The organism is Nocardioides sp. Root682 (genome assembly GCF_001427795.1).
GTDB lineage: Bacteria > Actinomycetota > Actinomycetes > Propionibacteriales > Nocardioidaceae > Nocardioides.
In genome coordinates this window covers 614,461-630,908 of sequence record NZ_LMHJ01000001.1, presented here as the reverse complement: position 1 = coordinate 630,908, position 16,448 = coordinate 614,461, and the positions used below count along the sequence as shown (strand labels likewise).

Below are 16,448 nucleotides of genomic sequence, written 5' to 3'. Positions count from 1 at the left end.
TCCTCAACCACCGAAAGGCATTGCATGAGCAAGGGAACGATCGTCATCACCGGGGCCAGTTCGGGGCTCGGCGAGGAAATGGCCCGCCAGTTCGCCGATCTGGGCTACGACCTCGGCCTGTGCGCGCGTCGTACCGAGCGGCTCGAGGCCGTCGCCGCCGAGATCAGCGCCGCCCACCCGGAGGCCAGGGTGATCCTCAAGGCGCTCGACGTGAACGACGACGACGCGGTGTTCCGTGTCTTCGGCGAGTTCGCGGCCGAGCTCGGCACCGTCGACCGCGTCGTCATCAACGCCGGGCTGGGCAAGGGCGCGCCGCTCGGCACCGGCCGGTACGCCGCCAACCGCCAGACCGCGATGACGAACTTCGTCGCGGCGCTGGCCCAGACCGAGGCCGCGATGGAGATCTTCCGCGCCCAGAAGAGCGGCCACCTCGTGATGATCTCGTCGATCTCCGCGATGCGCGGCATGCGCAAGACCATCACGACGTACGCCGCCACGAAGGCCGGCGTCGCGGCGCTGGCCGAGGGCCTGCAGAACGAGAACGTCCCCGGCGTCGACGTCTCGATCATCTACCCCGGTTACATCCGCTCGGAGATGAACGCCAAGGTCGAGCAGAAGACGAAGTTCATGGTCGACACGAAGACCGGCGTGCGCGCCATGGTCGCGGCGATCGAGAAGCGCAAGGCCAAGGCCTACGTCCCCGCCTGGCCGTGGGTGCCGCTGGGGTACGCGATGAAGCACCTGCCCCTGTCCGTCGTACGGAAGCTGGCATGAACGACGCCGCAGAGGTTCGTGAAGAGGACGCCTTCGACGTTGCGGCCGTGTCCGCATGGCTGGGACGTGACATCCACGAGGTCCGCCAGTTCGCGGGCGGTGCGTCGAACCTGACCTACCTGCTCCGGACCGACGACAAGGACCTGATCCTGCGCCGTCCGCCCGCCGGCACCAAGGCCAAGGGCGCCCACGACATGGGCCGCGAGTACCGCATCCAGTCGGCCCTCGCGCCCGTCTTCCCGTACGTCGCCCCGATGGTCGCGTTCTGCGAGGACTCGTCGGTCATCGGCTCGGAGTTCTACGTCATGGAGCGCGTCGCCGGCCACATCCCGCGCAAGGAGCTGGGCCTCGACCTGACGCCGGACCAGGTCCGCCAGCTGTGCACGAACGTGCTCGACCTGCTCGTCGACCTGCACGCGGTCGACCCCGAAGCCGCCGGTCTGGCGAGCCTCGGCAAGGGCGAGGGGTACGTCGCGCGCCAGGTCAGCGGCTGGATCGCCCGCTTTGGCAAGGCGAAGACGTGGAACGTGCCGTCGTACAAGAAGGTGATGAGGTGGCTGGACGAGAACCAGCCGGCTGACCGGGCCACCTGCCTGATCCACAACGACTTCCGGTTCGACAACGTCGTCCTCGACGAGGCCGACCCGACGAAGCCGATCGCCCTGCTGGACTGGGAGATGGCGACCCTGGGCGACCCGTTGATGGACCTCGGCGCGACCATCGCCTACTGGGTGCAGGCCGACGACTCGAAGCTGTTCCAGCAGTTCCGCCGCCAGCCCACGCACATCCCCGGGATGCTCAGCCGGCGCGAGGTCGTCGACTACTACCTCGAGAAGTCCGGGTTCGAGCTCACCGACGAGGAGTGGGCGTTCTACGAGGTGTTCGGCATGTTCCGGCTCGCCGTGATCCTGCAGCAGATCTACTACCGATACCACCACAAGCAGACCAGCAACCCGGCGTTCAAGAGTTTCTGGATCGCCTCGCACGTGCTCAACCTGCGCTGCCTGGCGATCATCAAGCAGGTCGGCTGATGCGGATCGCCTACCTCGTCCGGCACGGCCAGGCCTCCTTCGGCAAGCGGGACTACGACGCGCTCTCCGACCTCGGTCACCTGCAGTCCCGGACGCTCGGTCGCGAGCTGGCGGCGCGCGAGATCCGCCCGGACCTGATCATTCGCGGCGAGCTCCGCCGGCACCGCGAGACGGCCGAAGGGATCCTCGAAGGACTCGAGTTCGACGTGCCGGTCGAGGTCGACGCCGGCTGGGACGAGTTCGACTTCCAGCACGTCGTCGAGATCCACAAGCCGCTCTACCGCTCGCGCACGATGATGCTCGCCGACCTGGCCCGCACCCGACACCCCAAGGCTGCGTTCCAGGCGGTCTTCGAGGACGCCACGGCCCGCTGGACCGGCGGCGCCTTCGACAGCGAGTACGTCGAGTCGTTCCCCGCCTTCACCGGTCGGGTCGAGGGCGCGCTGGAGCGGATGGCCGCTCGCGGTCCCGCGAAGGGCACCGTGGTGGTGGTCAGCTCCGGCGGCCCGATCGGGCTGGCGGCCTCGCTGCTGCTGGCTGGTGACGCGTCGCTGTGGGGGACGCTCAACCGGGTCGCGGTCAACACCGGCGTCACGAAGGTGATCAACGGACGCAGCGGGCTGAACCTGTCGTCGTACAACAGCCACACCCACGTCGAGCACGACCGGGACCTGCTCACCTACCGCTGACCGGCCCGCTGGCGGCATCCGGAGCACTACATTGCGGGAATGCGTAGATCCGTGCTCCTCCACGACGTCGCGAAGGTCCCCGATCCGTTTCGACGCGCGCGGATCCCGAAGGACCTGGACGCGGTCACGACGATCGGCGTGGAGGCGGATCCCGAGTCGGTGGGGATGACCGCCGCGGGGATCGACCGGATCTGGGACGGCACCCGCAGCCTGTACCGCAGCGGCATCCACCCCGCGATCACCCTGTGCGTCCGGCGGCGCGGGGAGATCGTGCTCAACCGGGCGATCGGGCACGCCCGCGGCAACGGGCCGTCCGACGGCCCCGACGTGGAGAAGGTGCTGGCCACGCCCGAGACGCCGTTCTGCATCTTCTCTGCGTCCAAGGCGGTGACGGCGACCCTGGTCCACCTCCTCGACCAGGAGGGCGTGCTGCACATCGCCGACCCGGTGGCGGAGTACCTCCCCGGGTTCGCCCGGCACGGCAAGGACCAGATCACCATCTCGCACGTGCTCTCGCATCGCGCCGGCATCCCTGCCCTGCCGAAGGGCGCGCTCGACATGGACCGCCTCGACGACTGGGAGTACCAGCGCGAGCTCATGTACGACGCGCGCGCGGTGATGCGGCCCGGACGACGGCAGGCCTATCACGCCGCGTCCGGCGGCGCGGTCCTCGGCGAGGTGATCAGGGAGGTGACCGGCAAGAGCATCCGCGAGGTACTGGCTGACCGGATCCTCGACCCGCTGGGCTTTCGCTGGACGAACTACGGCGTCGTGCCCGAGGACCTGCCGGCCGTCGGGCTGGCCTACCCGACCGGCCCACCAGCGATGCCGCCCGTCTCGACCTTCCTGACCCGCGCCCTCGGCGGCATCGCGCCCGACGAGGTGACCCGCCTCTCCAACGATCCCCGCTTCCTGACGGTCTCCATGCCCGCCGCCAACGTCGTGAGCACCGCCGAAGAGCTCAGCCGCTTCTTCGAGATGTTGCGCCGTGGCGGCGAGCTGGACGGGGTCCGGGTGCTCGAGGAGCGGACCATCCGGCGTGCGCTGCTCCCGCAGTCACACCTGGAGGTCGACCTCAGCCTGGCGCTGCCCATCCCGTTCAGCCACGGCTTCATGCTCGGCACCCGTAAGGTCGGGTTGTACGGCGACGCGCCCGGCGCCTTCGGACACCTGGGCTTCTTCAACATCATCGGGTGGGCCGACCCGGTGCGGGAGCTGTCGGTCGGGCTGATCACGTCGGGCAAGGCGGCGATCTATCCCGAGATCACCCGGTGGCTGGACATCCCGCGGCGGATCGGAAAGGCCGCACCTGCGGCAGTTCCGGACTCCTGACCCGGGCGGAGTGTCAGCGCGCGGCGCGCGCTGCGCCCTCGGAGATCAGGAACTGCCCGGCGGTGTACGTCGCCATCACCACCGACTCGAGCCGGTCGGGCGGGTTCGGGATGAGGAACGTGCGCGCGCCCAGGATCGAGTCGGACACCATGAACGTGCCGGCACCGGCAGCCGTCAGCAGCCGCGCAGTGCGGGGGAGCGAGGCGTCGAGGTGGTTGGCGTGCGCGACCATCGCCGCGAGCGTCGCGGAGTAGCCGAGCATGGTGGCGCCGAGTGCCTTGTCCTTCCGGTACGCCGCGAACGCGACGCCGGGCGCGGTGACCGCCCAGATGCCGGCGACGCCCAGCGCGACCTTGTTGTCCTTCATCGCCAGGCTGCGGTCGCGGTTGCGCAGGAATCCGCCGATGTAGGCGAGATGACCCAGGCCGAAGGACCCGGCGCCGGATGCGAACGCCTTGTCGCTGTGCCCGAGGAGCAGCACGTCCCCGCCGAAGCCGGCTGCCTGGGCAACGACCGTGGTGGCGCGCAGCGGCGACCCGGCTGCCTTCTCGTTGGTCGTGAGCGAAGCGGCGAGCACCGGCATCAGCAGCGGCTTGGTGGCGTAGCGCGCCCGGTGCGCCCAGGGGCTGCCTGACCCGGCGAGCCAGGTGTCGGTGGCGGCAATCGCCGCAAAGGCGAGCTTCAGCTTCGTCGAGGTGCGCACCTGCGCAATCTAGGGCCTTCAGGCCGGATCACGTGTGCGTGTGCATCGCGATCGACTGCTCGGGGTGGGCGCGCAGCCCACCGTCGCGGGACAGGGCGGCGTTCGCTGAGGCATGTGAGCGCTCGACGAGTTCCTGCGAGCGGCTGAAGTTCACCGCGGACACCGACAGCGGGCAGGGCGGCGGCAGCACGATCAGCTCGATGTCGTCGCAGTAGAGCGCCACGTCGGCCACCAGGCGCTGGTGGGTCAGCAGGCTCAGCGCGTGGGCGAGCGCGCCCAGGGCGGTACGCGGCGGCTCGGGGAGGGCGCAGGCGTAGCCCGACGGCAGGACGTAGACCCGTTCCGCGCCCGCCCGCACCGCGATCGACACGGCGGTGTTGTTGGTCAGCCCGCCGTCGACGAGGGCCTGCCCGTCCCGGAGCACGGCGGGGAAGACGCCCGGGATGGCGCAGCTGGCGAGGACGGCGTCGGTGGCGTCCCCGGTGCCGAGAGCCACCTCGCGGCCGGACGTCAGCTCGGTGGCGACCACGACCAGCGGGGTCCGCGCGTCCTCGAGCCGCTCGAAGTTCAGGTGGCGGTCCAGCACCGCGCGGAGGCCGCGGTCCGTGCAGATCGAGCCGTGCTTGCCCGACAGTGCGCGGAGCGCCCGGACCGGATCGAGCCCGAACAGGGACCGGGCCTGGATGCCGTGCCAGATCCGGGCGAGCGCAGCGACCGTGGCCGGGCTGGTGCCGTGGCCAGCGAGGTAGGCCGCGTTGAGGGCACCCGCGGACGTCCCGACCAGCAGGTCCGGCTCGATGGATCGCTCGGTGAGCGCCTGGAGCATGCCGACCTGGACCGCGCCGAGGCTGGCCCCGCCGGAGAGCACGAACGCTGTTCTCACGGTCGCCTCGTTTCCAGGTACGGTGCGAGCTCGAGCGCCAGGTGCAACCGTAGGCGATCCTGGCCGCGGGAGAGGTCCGCTCCGGTGGCCTTCTCGACCTGGGCGAGCCGGTGGTAGACGGTCTGGCGGTGCACGGAGAGTCGTGCCGCCGTACGCCCGGCGCTGCCGGCCTCGTCGAGCCAGATCCGGACGGTCTCGAGCACGTCGACCGCGGCATCCGCCAGGAAGGACTGCATCCGCTGGTCGATGACCGCCGCGGACAGGTCGTCGTCGCGGGCCACGCCGAGCAGGGCCAGGGGGCCGAGGCCCGCCCAGCTCACGACCTCGCCGGGCGGCCGGCTCCGGGCGACGCGCAGCGCGACCTCGGCGCCGCGGTAGGAGCGGGCCAGCTCGTCGATGCCGTCGACGGTGGGACCGACGGCGACGCGGGTGGCGCGGTCGAGGGCGTCGACGCGGCGGCCGAGCCCGATGGCGGTGAGGAGACCACCGAGGTCGGTGGTTGCGGCGAGTCCGGCGCGGACCACGGCTCCCGCGACGGCGGGACCGGTGCGGACCCACACGACACCGGACCGGCTGGGCCGGCTGGCGATCTGGTCGAGCAGGTCGGGGCGTTCGACCAGCACGCAGGTCAGGGGTTCGCGCAGGTCGAGGCTGCCCGCGTGGGCGAAGTCGACGGCCGAGGCACGGGCCGCGACGTGCCCGCCCTCGACGAGCTCGCGGAACAGTGCATCGCGATGGCCCTGGCGGCGCTCGGCGACGTTGAGGAGCCCGGCCGCGGCTTCGGCGATCCGCATCGCCTCGGGCCAGGTGGACTCCTTGATCCGCTGGTCGGGGTCGATCAGCCAGAAGTAGCCGTGCACCCGGCCGAGGTGCCGGGCCGGCACGCAGAGACGGGCGACGATGCCGAGGTCCGGATCGGCAGGGGTGCGCAGCGGACCGGGGGAGTCGGCGATGCCCTGCGCCTGGAACCAAGCACGCACCTCGGTGCTCGATCGCCGCTCGAGGATGGAGCGCTGCCGGATCCAGTCGACGACGTCGTCGTTGCGGTGGTCGGAGAAGCCGATCAACCGGAAGTCGGGGTCCTCCAGGGTGCAGGGCGCGTCGACGAGACGGGCCAGGTCCTCGATCAGGTCGTCCAGCGTCGCCATGGGACAAATGTCGCACAGATCAAGGCTGACGTTGTGACAGATGTCAGTTCCGTGTGACCCACGCCGCTCCTAGCGTGGAGGCATGCTGAGCCAGACCCTGAACCGTGCCTCCCGCAGCGCCCGCGCCCGCCGCGCGGTCGAGTCGATCCCCGTGACCCGCAACGTGGTCGACCGGTTCGTCGCCGGCGAGACCACCGCCGACGCCGTACTGGCTGCGCAGCGGCTGGCCGGCGCCGGACGGTCGATCACGATCGACGTCCTCGGCGAGGACGTCACCGACATCGCCGGGGCGCGGGCGACCCGTGACGGCTACCTGGCGCTCCTCTCCGCGCTCGCCGAGGCCGACTCCGCGAAGGGCGCGGACGTCTCGCTGAAGCTCTCCGCGCTCGGCCAGGCGCTCCCCTCGGGAGCCGAGATCGCGACGGAGCACGCGCACGAGATCTGTGTCGCGGCTGCTGCGGTCGGCGCCACGGTCACCCTCGACATGGAGGACCACACCACCACCGACGCGACGCTGCTGGCCGGCAACGAGCTGCGCAAGGAGTTCGCCTGGGTGGGCAACGTGCTCCAGTCCAACCTGCTGCGCACGCCGGCCGACATCACCGCTCTGGCCAGCACCGGCGCCCGGATCCGCCTGGTGAAGGGCGCCTACCGTGAGCCCGCCACCGTCGCCCACCCGCGCAAGGCCGACGTGGACCGCGCCTACGGCCGCGCCATCGACGCGCTGATGATCTCCGACTGCTACCCGATGATCGCCACCCACGACGAGACGATGCTGACCCGCGCGGCGTTCCAGGCGAACATCGCCGGCCGCGAGGCCGACCAGTGGGAGACCCAGATGCTGTACGGCGTCCGGACCGACCTGCAGCAGGAGACAGTCGACGCCGATCTGCAGATGCGGGTCTATCTCCCGTTCGGCACGGACTGGTATGGCTACTTCATGCGCCGTCTCGCCGAACGACCGGCCAACGTCGCCTTCTTCATCCGCGCGCTCACCCACCGCTCCTGATCCGGGACCAAGGAGAAACATTCATGGACGCCATCACCACCCCGCCGGTTCCTGTCAACGAACCGAACCTGACCTACGCACCCGGGAGTGCGGAGCGTGCAGCACTGACGACCGAGCTGGAGACGCTCGGCGGTGCCGGTCCCCGCCAGCTCGACGCCTGGATCGGCGGCGAGTGGGTCGCCGGCGGAGGCGACGAGATCCAGGTCGTCCAGCCGCACGCGCACCAGAAGGTGCTGGGTGTGCTCCGCAACAGCACCATCGACGACTCCGTCCGCGCGATCGACGCGGCCCGGGCAGCGGCGCCCGAATGGCGCGGTCTGTCCTTCGACGAGCGGGCCGCCGTACTGCTGCGGGCAGCGGAGCTGCTCGCCGGTCCGTGGCGCCAGCGGCTCAACGCCGCGACGGTGCTGGGCCAGTCGAAGACGTCCTTCCAGGCCGAGATCGACGCCGCGTGCGAGCTGATCGACTTCTGGCGCTTCAACGTCCACTTCGGCCGGCAGATCCTCGCCGAGCAGCCGATCGCGAACAGCCCCGGCATCTGGAACCGCACCGACCACCGCCCGCTCGAGGGCTTCGTCTACGCGATCTCGCCGTTCAACTTCACCGCGATCGCGGGCAACCTGCCGACCGCACCGGCGCTCATGGGCAACACGGTGATCTGGAAGCCGTCGCCGACGCAGCAGCTCGCGGCGTCGCTGACGATGGAGCTGCTCACCGAGGCCGGGATGCCGCCGGGCGTCATCAACATGCTGCCGGGCGACGGTCTCGCGGTCTCCGAGGTCGCGCTGACCCATCCCGACCTGGCCGGCATCCACTTCACCGGGTCGACCGGCACGTTCCAGCGTCTGTGGTCCACCGTCGGGACGAATCTCCCCAACTACCGCACCTATCCGCGCCTCGTGGGAGAGACCGGCGGCAAGGACTTCGTCATCGCGCACCCGTCGGCCGACCCCGACGTCCTGCGCACCGCGCTGATCCGCGGCGCCTTCGAGTACTCCGGCCAGAAGTGCTCAGCGGCCTCCCGCGCCTACGTCCCGCGCTCGCTGTGGGAGCGGATGGGCGACGACCTGGCCGCGCAGACCGACGCCCTGCCGATCGGCGACCCGGCGGACTACGCCAACTTCACCGGCGCTGTCATCGACGCCCGTGCGTTCGCCAAGCACACCGAGGCGATGGCCCGTGCCCATGCCACCGCGGGTCTCGAGGTCATCGCCGGCGGTACGACGGACGACAGCGTCGGCTGGTTCGTACGCCCCACGATCGTGGTCGCCGAGGACCCCACCGACGCGATGTTCTGGACCGAGTACTTCGGCCCGATCCTCGTGATCCACGTGTACGACGACCGCCAGCCCGGCGCGTTCGAGGCCGTCGTGAAGCAGGCGGAGTCGGCGGCGCCGTACGCCCTGACCGGCTCGATCCTGGCCACCGACCGTCGCGCGATCGACTGGGCGAGTCGCGAGCTGCGGTTCGCTGCCGGCAACTTCTACGTCAACGACAAGCCCACCGGTGCGGTGGTCGGTCAGCAGCCGTTCGGCGGTGGCCGTGCGTCGGGCACCAACGACAAGGCCGGCTCCCCGCTCAACCTGCTGCGCTGGACCTCTCCCCGCTCGATCAAGGAGACGCTGGTCCCGCCGAAGGATCACCACCACTCGCACCAGGGCTGACGCCTCGGTCAGTAGCGGGTGTACGTCGCCATCCGGATCGAGCGGCCCTTCGTGTACGGGTCGTTGCCGCCCTGCTGCATCCAGCGCCACCCGCGACCGAACCACAGGTACGCGTCGACGTACTGGCGGGCCAGGGTGCCCTGGATCCTCGCGGTCGGTCGGGGGCCGAGGGTCTCGCACACGAGCTCGGTGCGTGAGCGGCAGGTGGGCGTGTTGTCGAACTGGTAGAGCTCGTTGCCTGTGGACCGGAACCGGTCGCCCCAGCGCGCGTTCCACTGGGCCCAGGTGAACGGCGTCCCGTTGTCGGCGGTGTCGATCACCGCGTGCTTGCCGCGCATCCCTGCGCTCGACAGTGCGGAGCTCACCTTGCTTGCGAAGGCGACGTTGGCCGGCACCGAGTCGTAGTGCGTGGCGCCCAGGGCGAAGCCCCGGACGTACTGCACACCGCTGGCCTTGAGCAGCCGGACCGCCTCGTCGACGTACAACCAGTCGGCGGAGCCGGCATCGAGGTAGATCGCCTCGCGAGGCAGGGTCTGGCTCAGGTACTTCGCCGCCCACGCGGCCATCCGCATCCGGGTGGCGGCCGACGGGTCCGGCATGGTGCGGCCGTCCCGGCCGTGGTTCGCCGAGATGGCCAGGTCCGGCTCGAGGATGATCGCGACGCGGGCGCTCCCGATGCCGGCGGCGATCTGCTTGATCCAGTTCTGGTAGCGGGTCATCGACCAGGACATCGCCGGTCGCTTGCCGCGCACGACCTCGCCGTCGGGCCAGAGCCCGAAGATGGCGAGCTGCACCAGGGAGCTCGGGTCACCGCGTTGGGCGTCCTTGACGTACGACGCCACCGACTGCCGCACCGTACTGACGTTGCACGAGCCGCAGTTCGCGAACCAGCGCGCCCGCGGCGTGAGCGCAATCTTCCCGAGCGCCGCCTTCCGGGCCGGATCGGTCTCGCCGCGATGGTTGAGCAGCTCGGGGTTGGCGCGGGTCGCGAGCATCGAGGCGCGCCAGGGGCCCGGCGCGGCCAACGGATTGTCCGGGTTCAGGGGATCCGGGGCCGCGCTCGCCGGTGCCGTGGTCAGCGCGAGGACTGTCGCGAGGACGACCATGGCGAGGGTGCCGATCCGGTGCATCTTCCTGGGATCGGCCCGTTCCCCGGAGTCCTGAGTACTCGGGTCCGCAGCGGCGTAACCTGACGCCGTGACCAGCACGAAGCCGGCGCCGCCGGTGACGCAGGAGGTGCGGTTCTGTCGCGCCGACGACGGCGTGCGGATCGCGTGGGCACGGCACGGTTCCGGCCCGCCGCTGCTGATCGTGTCGTGCTGGTTGAGCCACCTGCAGCACGACTGGCAGAGTCCGGTGTGGCGGCACTTCCTCGACGACCTGGGCGATTTGGCGACGGTCGTGCGGTACGACGAGCGCGGGTTCGGCCTGTCGGACTGGGAGGTCGGCACCGAGGTCGCGGACTTCTCGCTGTCCCGTCGGCTGGCCGACCTGGAGACCCTGGTCGACGCGGTCGGGCTCGATCGGTTCGCGGTGCTGGGCATGTCGGGCGGCGCCCCGGTCGCGCTGGCCTACGCGCACGCGCACCCCGAACGCGTGACCCGGATGGTGCTGTACGGCGGCATGGCGGCCGGCGGTCTGCAGCAGAGCGACGACGCGGCCGAGGAGGCGTTCCTGGCCATGATCCGCGCGGGCTGGGCGCGGCCGGATCCGTTGTTCCGGCGGGTCTTCACCAACGCGTTCATCCCCGGCGCGAACGAGCAGCAGATGGAGTGGATGGACGAGCTGCAACGCACCTCGACCAACACCGAGAACGCCGTGTGCAGCCGGATCGCCCGGCACCAGGTGGACGTGGCGCCGCTGCTGCCGGAGGTCGTCGTACCGACGCTGGTGCTGCATGCCGAGCGCGACCGGGTGGCGCCCGACTGGGGGCCGAAGCTCGCGGCGGAGATCCCGGACGCCCGGCTCGTGATGCTCGACTCGGCCAACCACGTGCTGCTCGCCGACGAACCGGCGTGGCCGGTCTTCCTGCGCGAGGTCGGATCGTTCCTCGGCGAGGAGCGCGCGCAGGTCCCCGTCTCGAACCTGTCCGCCCGCGAGCGCGAGATCCTGCTCCTCGCCGCCGAGGGCCTCGACAACACAGCGATCGCGGAGCAGCTGACGTTGAGCGTGCGCACCGTGGAGCGGCACTTCCAGAACGTCTACCTCAAGCTCGGCCTGTCCGGTCGTACGGCGCGCGCCGCGGCCGTCGCGCGCGTCCTGGCCTGAGTCTCGACGCAGCCACTACGTACGCGTCGGCGTACGACGTCGCCTTCGGCTACGCGTGAGCGCCGATGCCGCGGGGTGCCCTGAATTCCTACCTTCGAGGTGTCGGCGAATCCGCCGGAAACACCGAGAAATCAGGAGAATCGCCATGTCGAACAAGGCCGTCATCAGTCTCGCCACCGGGCTCGAGGACCCCGAGAAGGTCACCGTCGCCTTCCTGGTCGCGCTGGGCGCGGCCGAGCAGGGCCGCCCCACGCTGATGTTCCTGACGAAGGAGGCCGTGCGGCTCGCCGTACCCGGCACTGCGGTGGGCAAGGCGTGCGAGGGCTGCCCGACGCTGCCGGAGCTGTTGGCGCGCTTCGAGGCCGCGGGTGGGACCTACCTGGTGTGCCCGCTCTGCTTCAACGCCAAGGCGCTGGACCCGGAGAACCTGATCGGCGGCGCCACCATCGGCGGCACGATCCCGATGTGGCAGTGGATCGGCGACGAGGGCGCGACGAGCTTCAGCTACTGAGGTCAGCCGCGACCGACGCGCAGCATCTCCTCGCGGTCGCCGACCTTGATCCGGGTCCGGCCGACGGCCTCGCCCAGCGCGATCTCGTGGGCGTCGAGCCGCTCCCACGCCTCGTCGGTCGCCACCGCGACCTGGCGCGAGCGGAGGTAGGCGTCGACGTCCTCGGGGGTCCGCGACCAGGCGGTCTCGGCGGTCTCGGCGAGCAGGTGGCCGACGGTCTCGGCGGCGTCGCTCTTGGTGTGGCCGATCAGGCCGACCGGACCGCGCTTGATCCAGCCGGTGACGAACGTGCCTGGGATCGGGTTGCCGTCGAGGTCGAGGACGCGGCCGCCGTCGTTCGGGATGACCGCGTGGCGCTCGTCGAACGGCAGGTCCGGCAGGCCGGTGCTGCGGTAGCCCACGGCGCGGTAGACGGCCTGGACGTCCCAGTCGGTCACCTCGCCGGTGCCCTCGACGTTGCCGTCCTCGTGGGGCGAGTGGGTGCGCTCGGTGCGCAGCGTGGTGACGCCGTCGCGGTCGCCGAGGATTTCAAGGGGCGCCTCGGCGAAGTGCAGGTGGATCCGGTGCGGCTTGCCCACCGGGTCCGCGCCGACCCAGCTGGTCAGCGTGTTGAGCACCATCTTCTGCGCCTTGTGCTGGGCGATGTGCTCCATGCCGTGGGCGTCGACGTCGAAGCCCTCGGGGTGCACGATCACCTCGACGTTGGGGGAGTGGTTGAGCTCGCGCAGCTCCAGCGGCGAGAACTTCGCGTACGCCGGGCCGCGGCGGGCGAACACGTGGACGTCGGTGATCGTCTTGGCCTTGAGGCCCTCGTGGACGTGCTGCGGGATGTCGGTCGTGAGCATCTCGTCGCCGGTCTTGGCGAGCACCCGCGCGACGTCCAGCGCCACGTTGCCGACACCGACCACGGCGACGCTCGTGGCCTGCAACGGCCAGGTCTGCGGGGCATCCGGGTGGGCGTCGTACCAGGAGACGAAGTCGGCGGCGCCGTACGAACCGGGGAGGTCCTCGCCGGGGATGCCGAGGTCGCGGTCGGCCTTGGCGCCGGTGCTGATCACGACGGCGTCGTAGAACTCGCGCAGCTCCTCGAGCTTCACGTCGACCCCGAACTCGACGTTGCCGAGGAACCGGACGTCGGGGTGGGCCAGCACGCGCTGCAGCGCCTTGATGATCTCCTTGATCCGCGGGTGGTCCGGCGCGACGCCGTACCGAACCAGCCCGAAGGGCGCGGGAAGCCGCTCGAGGATGTCGATGGAGACAGGGTTGCCCGACTTGATGAGGTTGTCGGCGGCATAGATACCGGCGGGGCCACCGCCCACGATCGCAACGCGAAGAGTCATGACAGTGAGTCTGTCGAGCAGCGGCAGCTCACAGAACGAGGTTGTGGTTGGGTGCTCACAAGGTAGGTTTGTGACCGTGCTGAGTCCCCACGTCCCGGAGCTGCGGGCCCTCGAGCTGCTCGTCGTCGTCGCGCGCACGGGCAGCCTGGGTGCGGCGGCCGGTGAGCTCGGGATCAGCCAGCAGGCGGCGTCCTCCCGGGTGCGCACGATGGAGTCGCTCGTCGGTGAACCGTTGGTGACCCGCAGCAAGCGCGGCTCGGAGCTCACGCCGACCGGCGAGCTCCTGGTCCAGTGGGCCAGTCGGGTGCTCGACGCGGCCCACGAGCTCGACGCCGGCATCGCCGCCATGCGCGTCGACCGCCGCGGCCACCTCGCCATCGCCGCGAGCCTGACCATTGCGGAGCACCTGCTGCCCGGGTGGCTGGTCGGCCTGCGCGCCCAACAGGTCCAGCGCGGTCAGGTGCCCGTCGACATCACGATGACCGCCACCAACACCGAACGCGTCACCGAGCTGGTCCTGGCCGGCGACGTCGCGCTCGGGTTCGTCGAGGGCCCCGACGCGCCGGGCGGCCTGCAGCGCCGCCTGGTCGGTACCGACGAGCTGGTCGTCGTGGTCGGCCCGACCCACCCGTGGGCACAGCGATCCCGCCGCCGCGTGACCGCCGAGACCCTCGCGGCCACGCCCCTCGTCGTACGCGAGGCGGGGTCGGGAACGCGCACCGTGCTGGAGCGCGCCCTGGCCGACCTGCCCCGCGCCCAACCCGTCCTCGAGCTCTCGAGCACGGCGTCCGTCCGGGCCGCCGTCGCTGCCGGTGCCGGCCCCGCTGCCGTGGGCGCGCACGCCGTCGGCGACGACCTGGCCACCGGTCGGCTGGTCCGGATCACCGTGAGCGGCTTGGACCTGACCCGGCGGCTGCACGCCGTCTGGCAGGGCGGGCCGCACCCGCCCGAGGGCCCCGCGCGGGAGCTCGTCGCCTGGGCCGCCCGAGGCCATCGCACCTGACGAATGTGTCGTGAATTCGCCGAATTCACGACACATTCGTCAGGTACGACGGTGGCGGAGCCACCTTTCTGCCTGATCCGCGGTGAGGGCGCGTCGCTTGGCCACCGTCGAGGTGTCCACCCACTTCTCGGGCTGGACAACGGTCCACGGTCGCGGGCCGCGGCGTTGGGCGGCTCGGGCCAGTGCGCCGTCGAGGCGGTACTGGAAACGCGCGATCTCGCCGCGCCCCGCCATCATCGCGACGACCTCGATGCCGAGGCGTCGGGTGAGCTCCTCACGCATCAGGTCGCGGCTGTGCTGTCCGCCGATCCGGTGGTCCGCGCCGTTGTACTCGCCGGCCACGCCGGTGGCCGGGTCGAACACGTCGGGCGTGAACTGGTGCTTGCCGTCGAGGTCGAAGATCGGCGTGTTGCACAGGAGGCTCGCATCGCGATGCCCGCGCCACGCCTGGCGCATCACGGTCTCCATCGGCGACCAGGAGTTCTCGTCGGCCAGGGCAAGGGCCCGCAGGAGTCGGCGCTTGCCGGACCGCCCAGCCAGTCGGGCGGTGTAGGAGCGCAGCCCGTCCAGGTCGACCAGGTCGTCGTACGCCGCCATGTCGATGTCGCGCACCGCGGCGATGTCGTCTCGGGCGGTCCGGGCGGCGTAGGTCACCGAGCGTTCCGGGATGGTGATGGGGAGGCCGTCGATCACGATGACGTCATCGGCGAAGAGCCAGTCCTCGGAAAGCGTGACGCCGGGCCGGTTGCGGGCGCAGCGCTGGTCACCGAGCGCGACGGGCACCGGGAGAGGCGAGCCGTCAGCGGAAAGTCCGTCGAACCACCGTGCCTCGAGCCAGTGCAGAGCGGCCCACCCGGTCGCGGCGGAGCCGGGCGGCAAGGCGCCGACGGCTTCGACGATCCGCTGCTCCGTCGTGACGGGGACGTCAGCGGGGACGTGGTGGCGTGGCCCGGCGGTGCGCCAGTACGGTCCGCGCGCCTGGCCGGCAGTCGGTCCGCTCAGGCCGGACGGGTCGATCCTCGTCGGCGCGACGAGGCCGGACCGAGTGATGTCGAGGGGCATGCCGGCGAGCATCGGCAATTTCCGCGAGCCGTGCAGGCGTCATCCACAGGGGTCGGCGGGGCGCGCCGTCGTACCTGACGAACGTGTCCCGAAAACCGAAAAATGGGAGCAGGTTCGTCAGGTGCGTTGCGGAACAGCCATCAACCGCGCGATGGAGTCGTCGGTGCACGACGCCCAGAACCCACCGACCACGTCCTCGACCTGGCTGAACGAGTCCGCGACGTACAGGACGTTCTGGTAGTCGGTGATGTCGTAGGAGGTGCTGCCCATGTCGGAGATGTCGAGCGGGCGGATGTCCATGCCGCGGAACGCCTCGATCTCGCCGGGGGAGGAGAGGATGCCGGCGCCGTACGTCTTGAGGTCGCTGCCCTCCCAGAGGATCCCGAACTCGAGGGTGAACCAGAAGACCTTGCTGATGAACTCCAGGGCCTCAGTGGTCCGGACGCGGCGTGAGGCCTGGCCGGCGAGCTCGTAGAGCGCGGTGAAGCGCGGGTTCGCGAGGGTGTTGCCGTGGCCGACGACCTCGTGCAGGACATCGGGCTCGGGCGTGTAGAGCGGCACCGAGTGGTGGCGGACGTACTGGGTGGACCAGAAGGACTTGTCGGCGAGCGAACCGTAGAAGTCGCGCAGGGGGACGAGGCCGGCGGCCGGGGCGTAGCGCCATCCGGTCAGCGGGGCGAGCCACTCGCTGACCTCGGCCAGCTGCGGGATGTGGTCGATGGGGAGGCCGAGGGACTCCTTGCCGTCGAGGAACTCGCGGCACGCGTAGGCGCGGTGCTTGGTGACCAGCGCCTCGCTGACGACGCGCCACACCTTGTGCTCGGCGTCGGTGTACTCCGCGGTCGGGCACGGGGTGCCCGGACGCCAGGCGTTGGCCAGCGTCGCGAGGGCGTCGCGCCGGGCGCGGTAGTCGGCGTCGGCGAAGCCGGGGTGGTCGGCGCCCAGGTGGACCTTGAGGGATCCGTCCTCGTCGGTCGTCACCGGGGCAAAGGTCTGTGCTTCCTCAAACATGTCTTCATTGTGTGACCCAG

The 16,448-nt window shown here is 70.8% G+C and carries 16 protein-coding genes; 9 read left to right on the top strand and 7 right to left on the bottom strand.

What is annotated here, in order from left to right:
* Window positions 1-24: 24 nt before the first annotated feature.
* The 4 genes from ASD84_RS03045 to ASD84_RS03030 are packed head-to-tail and all read left to right on the top strand — an operon-like array spanning window position 25 to window position 3,826.
* Entirely contained in the window at window positions 25-774 is a 750-nt protein-coding gene (locus tag ASD84_RS03045) for an SDR family oxidoreductase (RefSeq protein WP_056706535.1), read from the top strand.
* Entirely contained in the window at window positions 771-1,805 is a 1,035-nt protein-coding gene (locus tag ASD84_RS03040) for a phosphotransferase family protein (RefSeq protein WP_056706534.1), read from the top strand. The genes ASD84_RS03045 and ASD84_RS03040 overlap by 4 nt, the downstream gene beginning before the upstream one ends.
* On the top strand, window positions 1,805-2,494 hold the full coding sequence (locus tag ASD84_RS03035) for a histidine phosphatase family protein (protein ID WP_056706531.1): 690 nt from the start codon (window positions 1,805-1,807) through the stop codon (window positions 2,492-2,494). The genes ASD84_RS03040 and ASD84_RS03035 overlap by 1 nt, the downstream gene beginning before the upstream one ends.
* Before the next feature lie 39 nt (window positions 2,495-2,533).
* A complete protein-coding gene (locus tag ASD84_RS03030) occupies window positions 2,534-3,826 on the top strand; it encodes a serine hydrolase domain-containing protein (protein WP_056706529.1) in 1,293 nt (430 codons plus the stop codon).
* A gap of 13 nt (window positions 3,827-3,839) precedes the next feature.
* Here ASD84_RS03030 and ASD84_RS03025 read toward each other — a convergent pair whose 3' ends face one another.
* The 3 genes from ASD84_RS03025 to ASD84_RS03015 are packed head-to-tail and all read right to left on the bottom strand — an operon-like array spanning window position 3,840 to window position 6,560.
* Window positions 3,840-4,529: a lysoplasmalogenase gene (locus tag ASD84_RS03025; protein ID WP_056706527.1), complete on the bottom strand. Its 690-nt coding sequence runs from the start codon at window positions 4,527-4,529 to the stop codon at window positions 3,840-3,842.
* A 28-nt stretch (window positions 4,530-4,557) separates the two neighbouring features.
* Window positions 4,558-5,412 (bottom strand): patatin-like phospholipase family protein, encoded by an 855-nt coding sequence (locus ASD84_RS03020; RefSeq protein ID WP_056706525.1) that lies wholly within the window; start codon window positions 5,410-5,412, stop codon window positions 4,558-4,560.
* A complete protein-coding gene (locus ASD84_RS03015) occupies window positions 5,409-6,560 on the bottom strand; it encodes a PucR family transcriptional regulator (RefSeq protein WP_056706523.1) in 1,152 nt (383 codons plus the stop codon). Before ASD84_RS03015 ends, ASD84_RS03020 begins: the two co-directional genes overlap by 4 nt.
* Window positions 6,561-6,642: 82 nt before the next feature.
* Here ASD84_RS03015 and ASD84_RS03010 point away from each other — a divergent pair, with 82 nt between their 5' ends.
* Window positions 6,643-7,569, top strand: a complete 927-nt coding sequence (locus ASD84_RS03010) for a proline dehydrogenase family protein (RefSeq protein ID WP_056706520.1) — start codon at window positions 6,643-6,645, stop codon at window positions 7,567-7,569.
* A 23-nt stretch (window positions 7,570-7,592) separates the two neighbouring features.
* Window positions 7,593-9,233, top strand: a complete 1,641-nt coding sequence (gene pruA, locus ASD84_RS03005) for an L-glutamate gamma-semialdehyde dehydrogenase (RefSeq protein WP_056706519.1) — start codon at window positions 7,593-7,595, stop codon at window positions 9,231-9,233.
* Window positions 9,234-9,241: 8 nt separating this feature from the next.
* On the opposite strand, the gene ASD84_RS03000 is transcribed toward pruA, so the two are convergent.
* Complete coding sequence (locus tag ASD84_RS03000) at window positions 9,242-10,363, bottom strand: glycoside hydrolase family 6 protein (protein ID WP_056706517.1); 1,122 nt, start codon at window positions 10,361-10,363, stop codon at window positions 9,242-9,244.
* 67 nt (window positions 10,364-10,430) lie between these two features.
* Between ASD84_RS03000 and ASD84_RS02995 the strand changes: the two genes are divergently transcribed.
* A complete protein-coding gene (locus ASD84_RS02995) occupies window positions 10,431-11,501 on the top strand; it encodes an alpha/beta fold hydrolase (protein ID WP_200954390.1) in 1,071 nt (356 codons plus the stop codon).
* Between the two features lie 145 nt (window positions 11,502-11,646).
* Entirely contained in the window at window positions 11,647-12,012 is a 366-nt protein-coding gene (locus ASD84_RS02990; protein WP_056706516.1) for a peroxiredoxin, read from the top strand.
* Window positions 12,013-12,014: 2 nt separating this feature from the next.
* Here the strand turns inward: ASD84_RS02990 and ASD84_RS02985 are convergent, their stop codons facing one another.
* On the bottom strand, window positions 12,015-13,352 hold the full coding sequence (locus ASD84_RS02985; protein ID WP_156391548.1) for an FAD-dependent oxidoreductase: 1,338 nt from the start codon (window positions 13,350-13,352) through the stop codon (window positions 12,015-12,017).
* A gap of 76 nt (window positions 13,353-13,428) precedes the next feature.
* Between ASD84_RS02985 and ASD84_RS02980 the strand changes: the two genes are divergently transcribed.
* Complete coding sequence (locus tag ASD84_RS02980) at window positions 13,429-14,355, top strand: LysR family transcriptional regulator (protein ID WP_056710580.1); 927 nt, start codon at window positions 13,429-13,431, stop codon at window positions 14,353-14,355.
* Between the two features lie 39 nt (window positions 14,356-14,394).
* Here the strand turns inward: ASD84_RS02980 and ASD84_RS02975 are convergent, their stop codons facing one another.
* Window positions 14,395-15,417, bottom strand: a complete 1,023-nt coding sequence (locus ASD84_RS02975; RefSeq protein WP_082573345.1) for a hypothetical protein — start codon at window positions 15,415-15,417, stop codon at window positions 14,395-14,397.
* A gap of 117 nt (window positions 15,418-15,534) precedes the next feature.
* Window positions 15,535-16,428 carry a phenylalanine 4-monooxygenase gene (locus tag ASD84_RS02970; RefSeq protein ID WP_056706514.1) on the bottom strand — a complete coding sequence of 298 codons (894 nt, stop codon included), beginning with the start codon at window positions 16,426-16,428 and terminating at the stop codon, window positions 15,535-15,537.
* Between the last annotated feature and the right edge of the window lie 20 nt (window positions 16,429-16,448).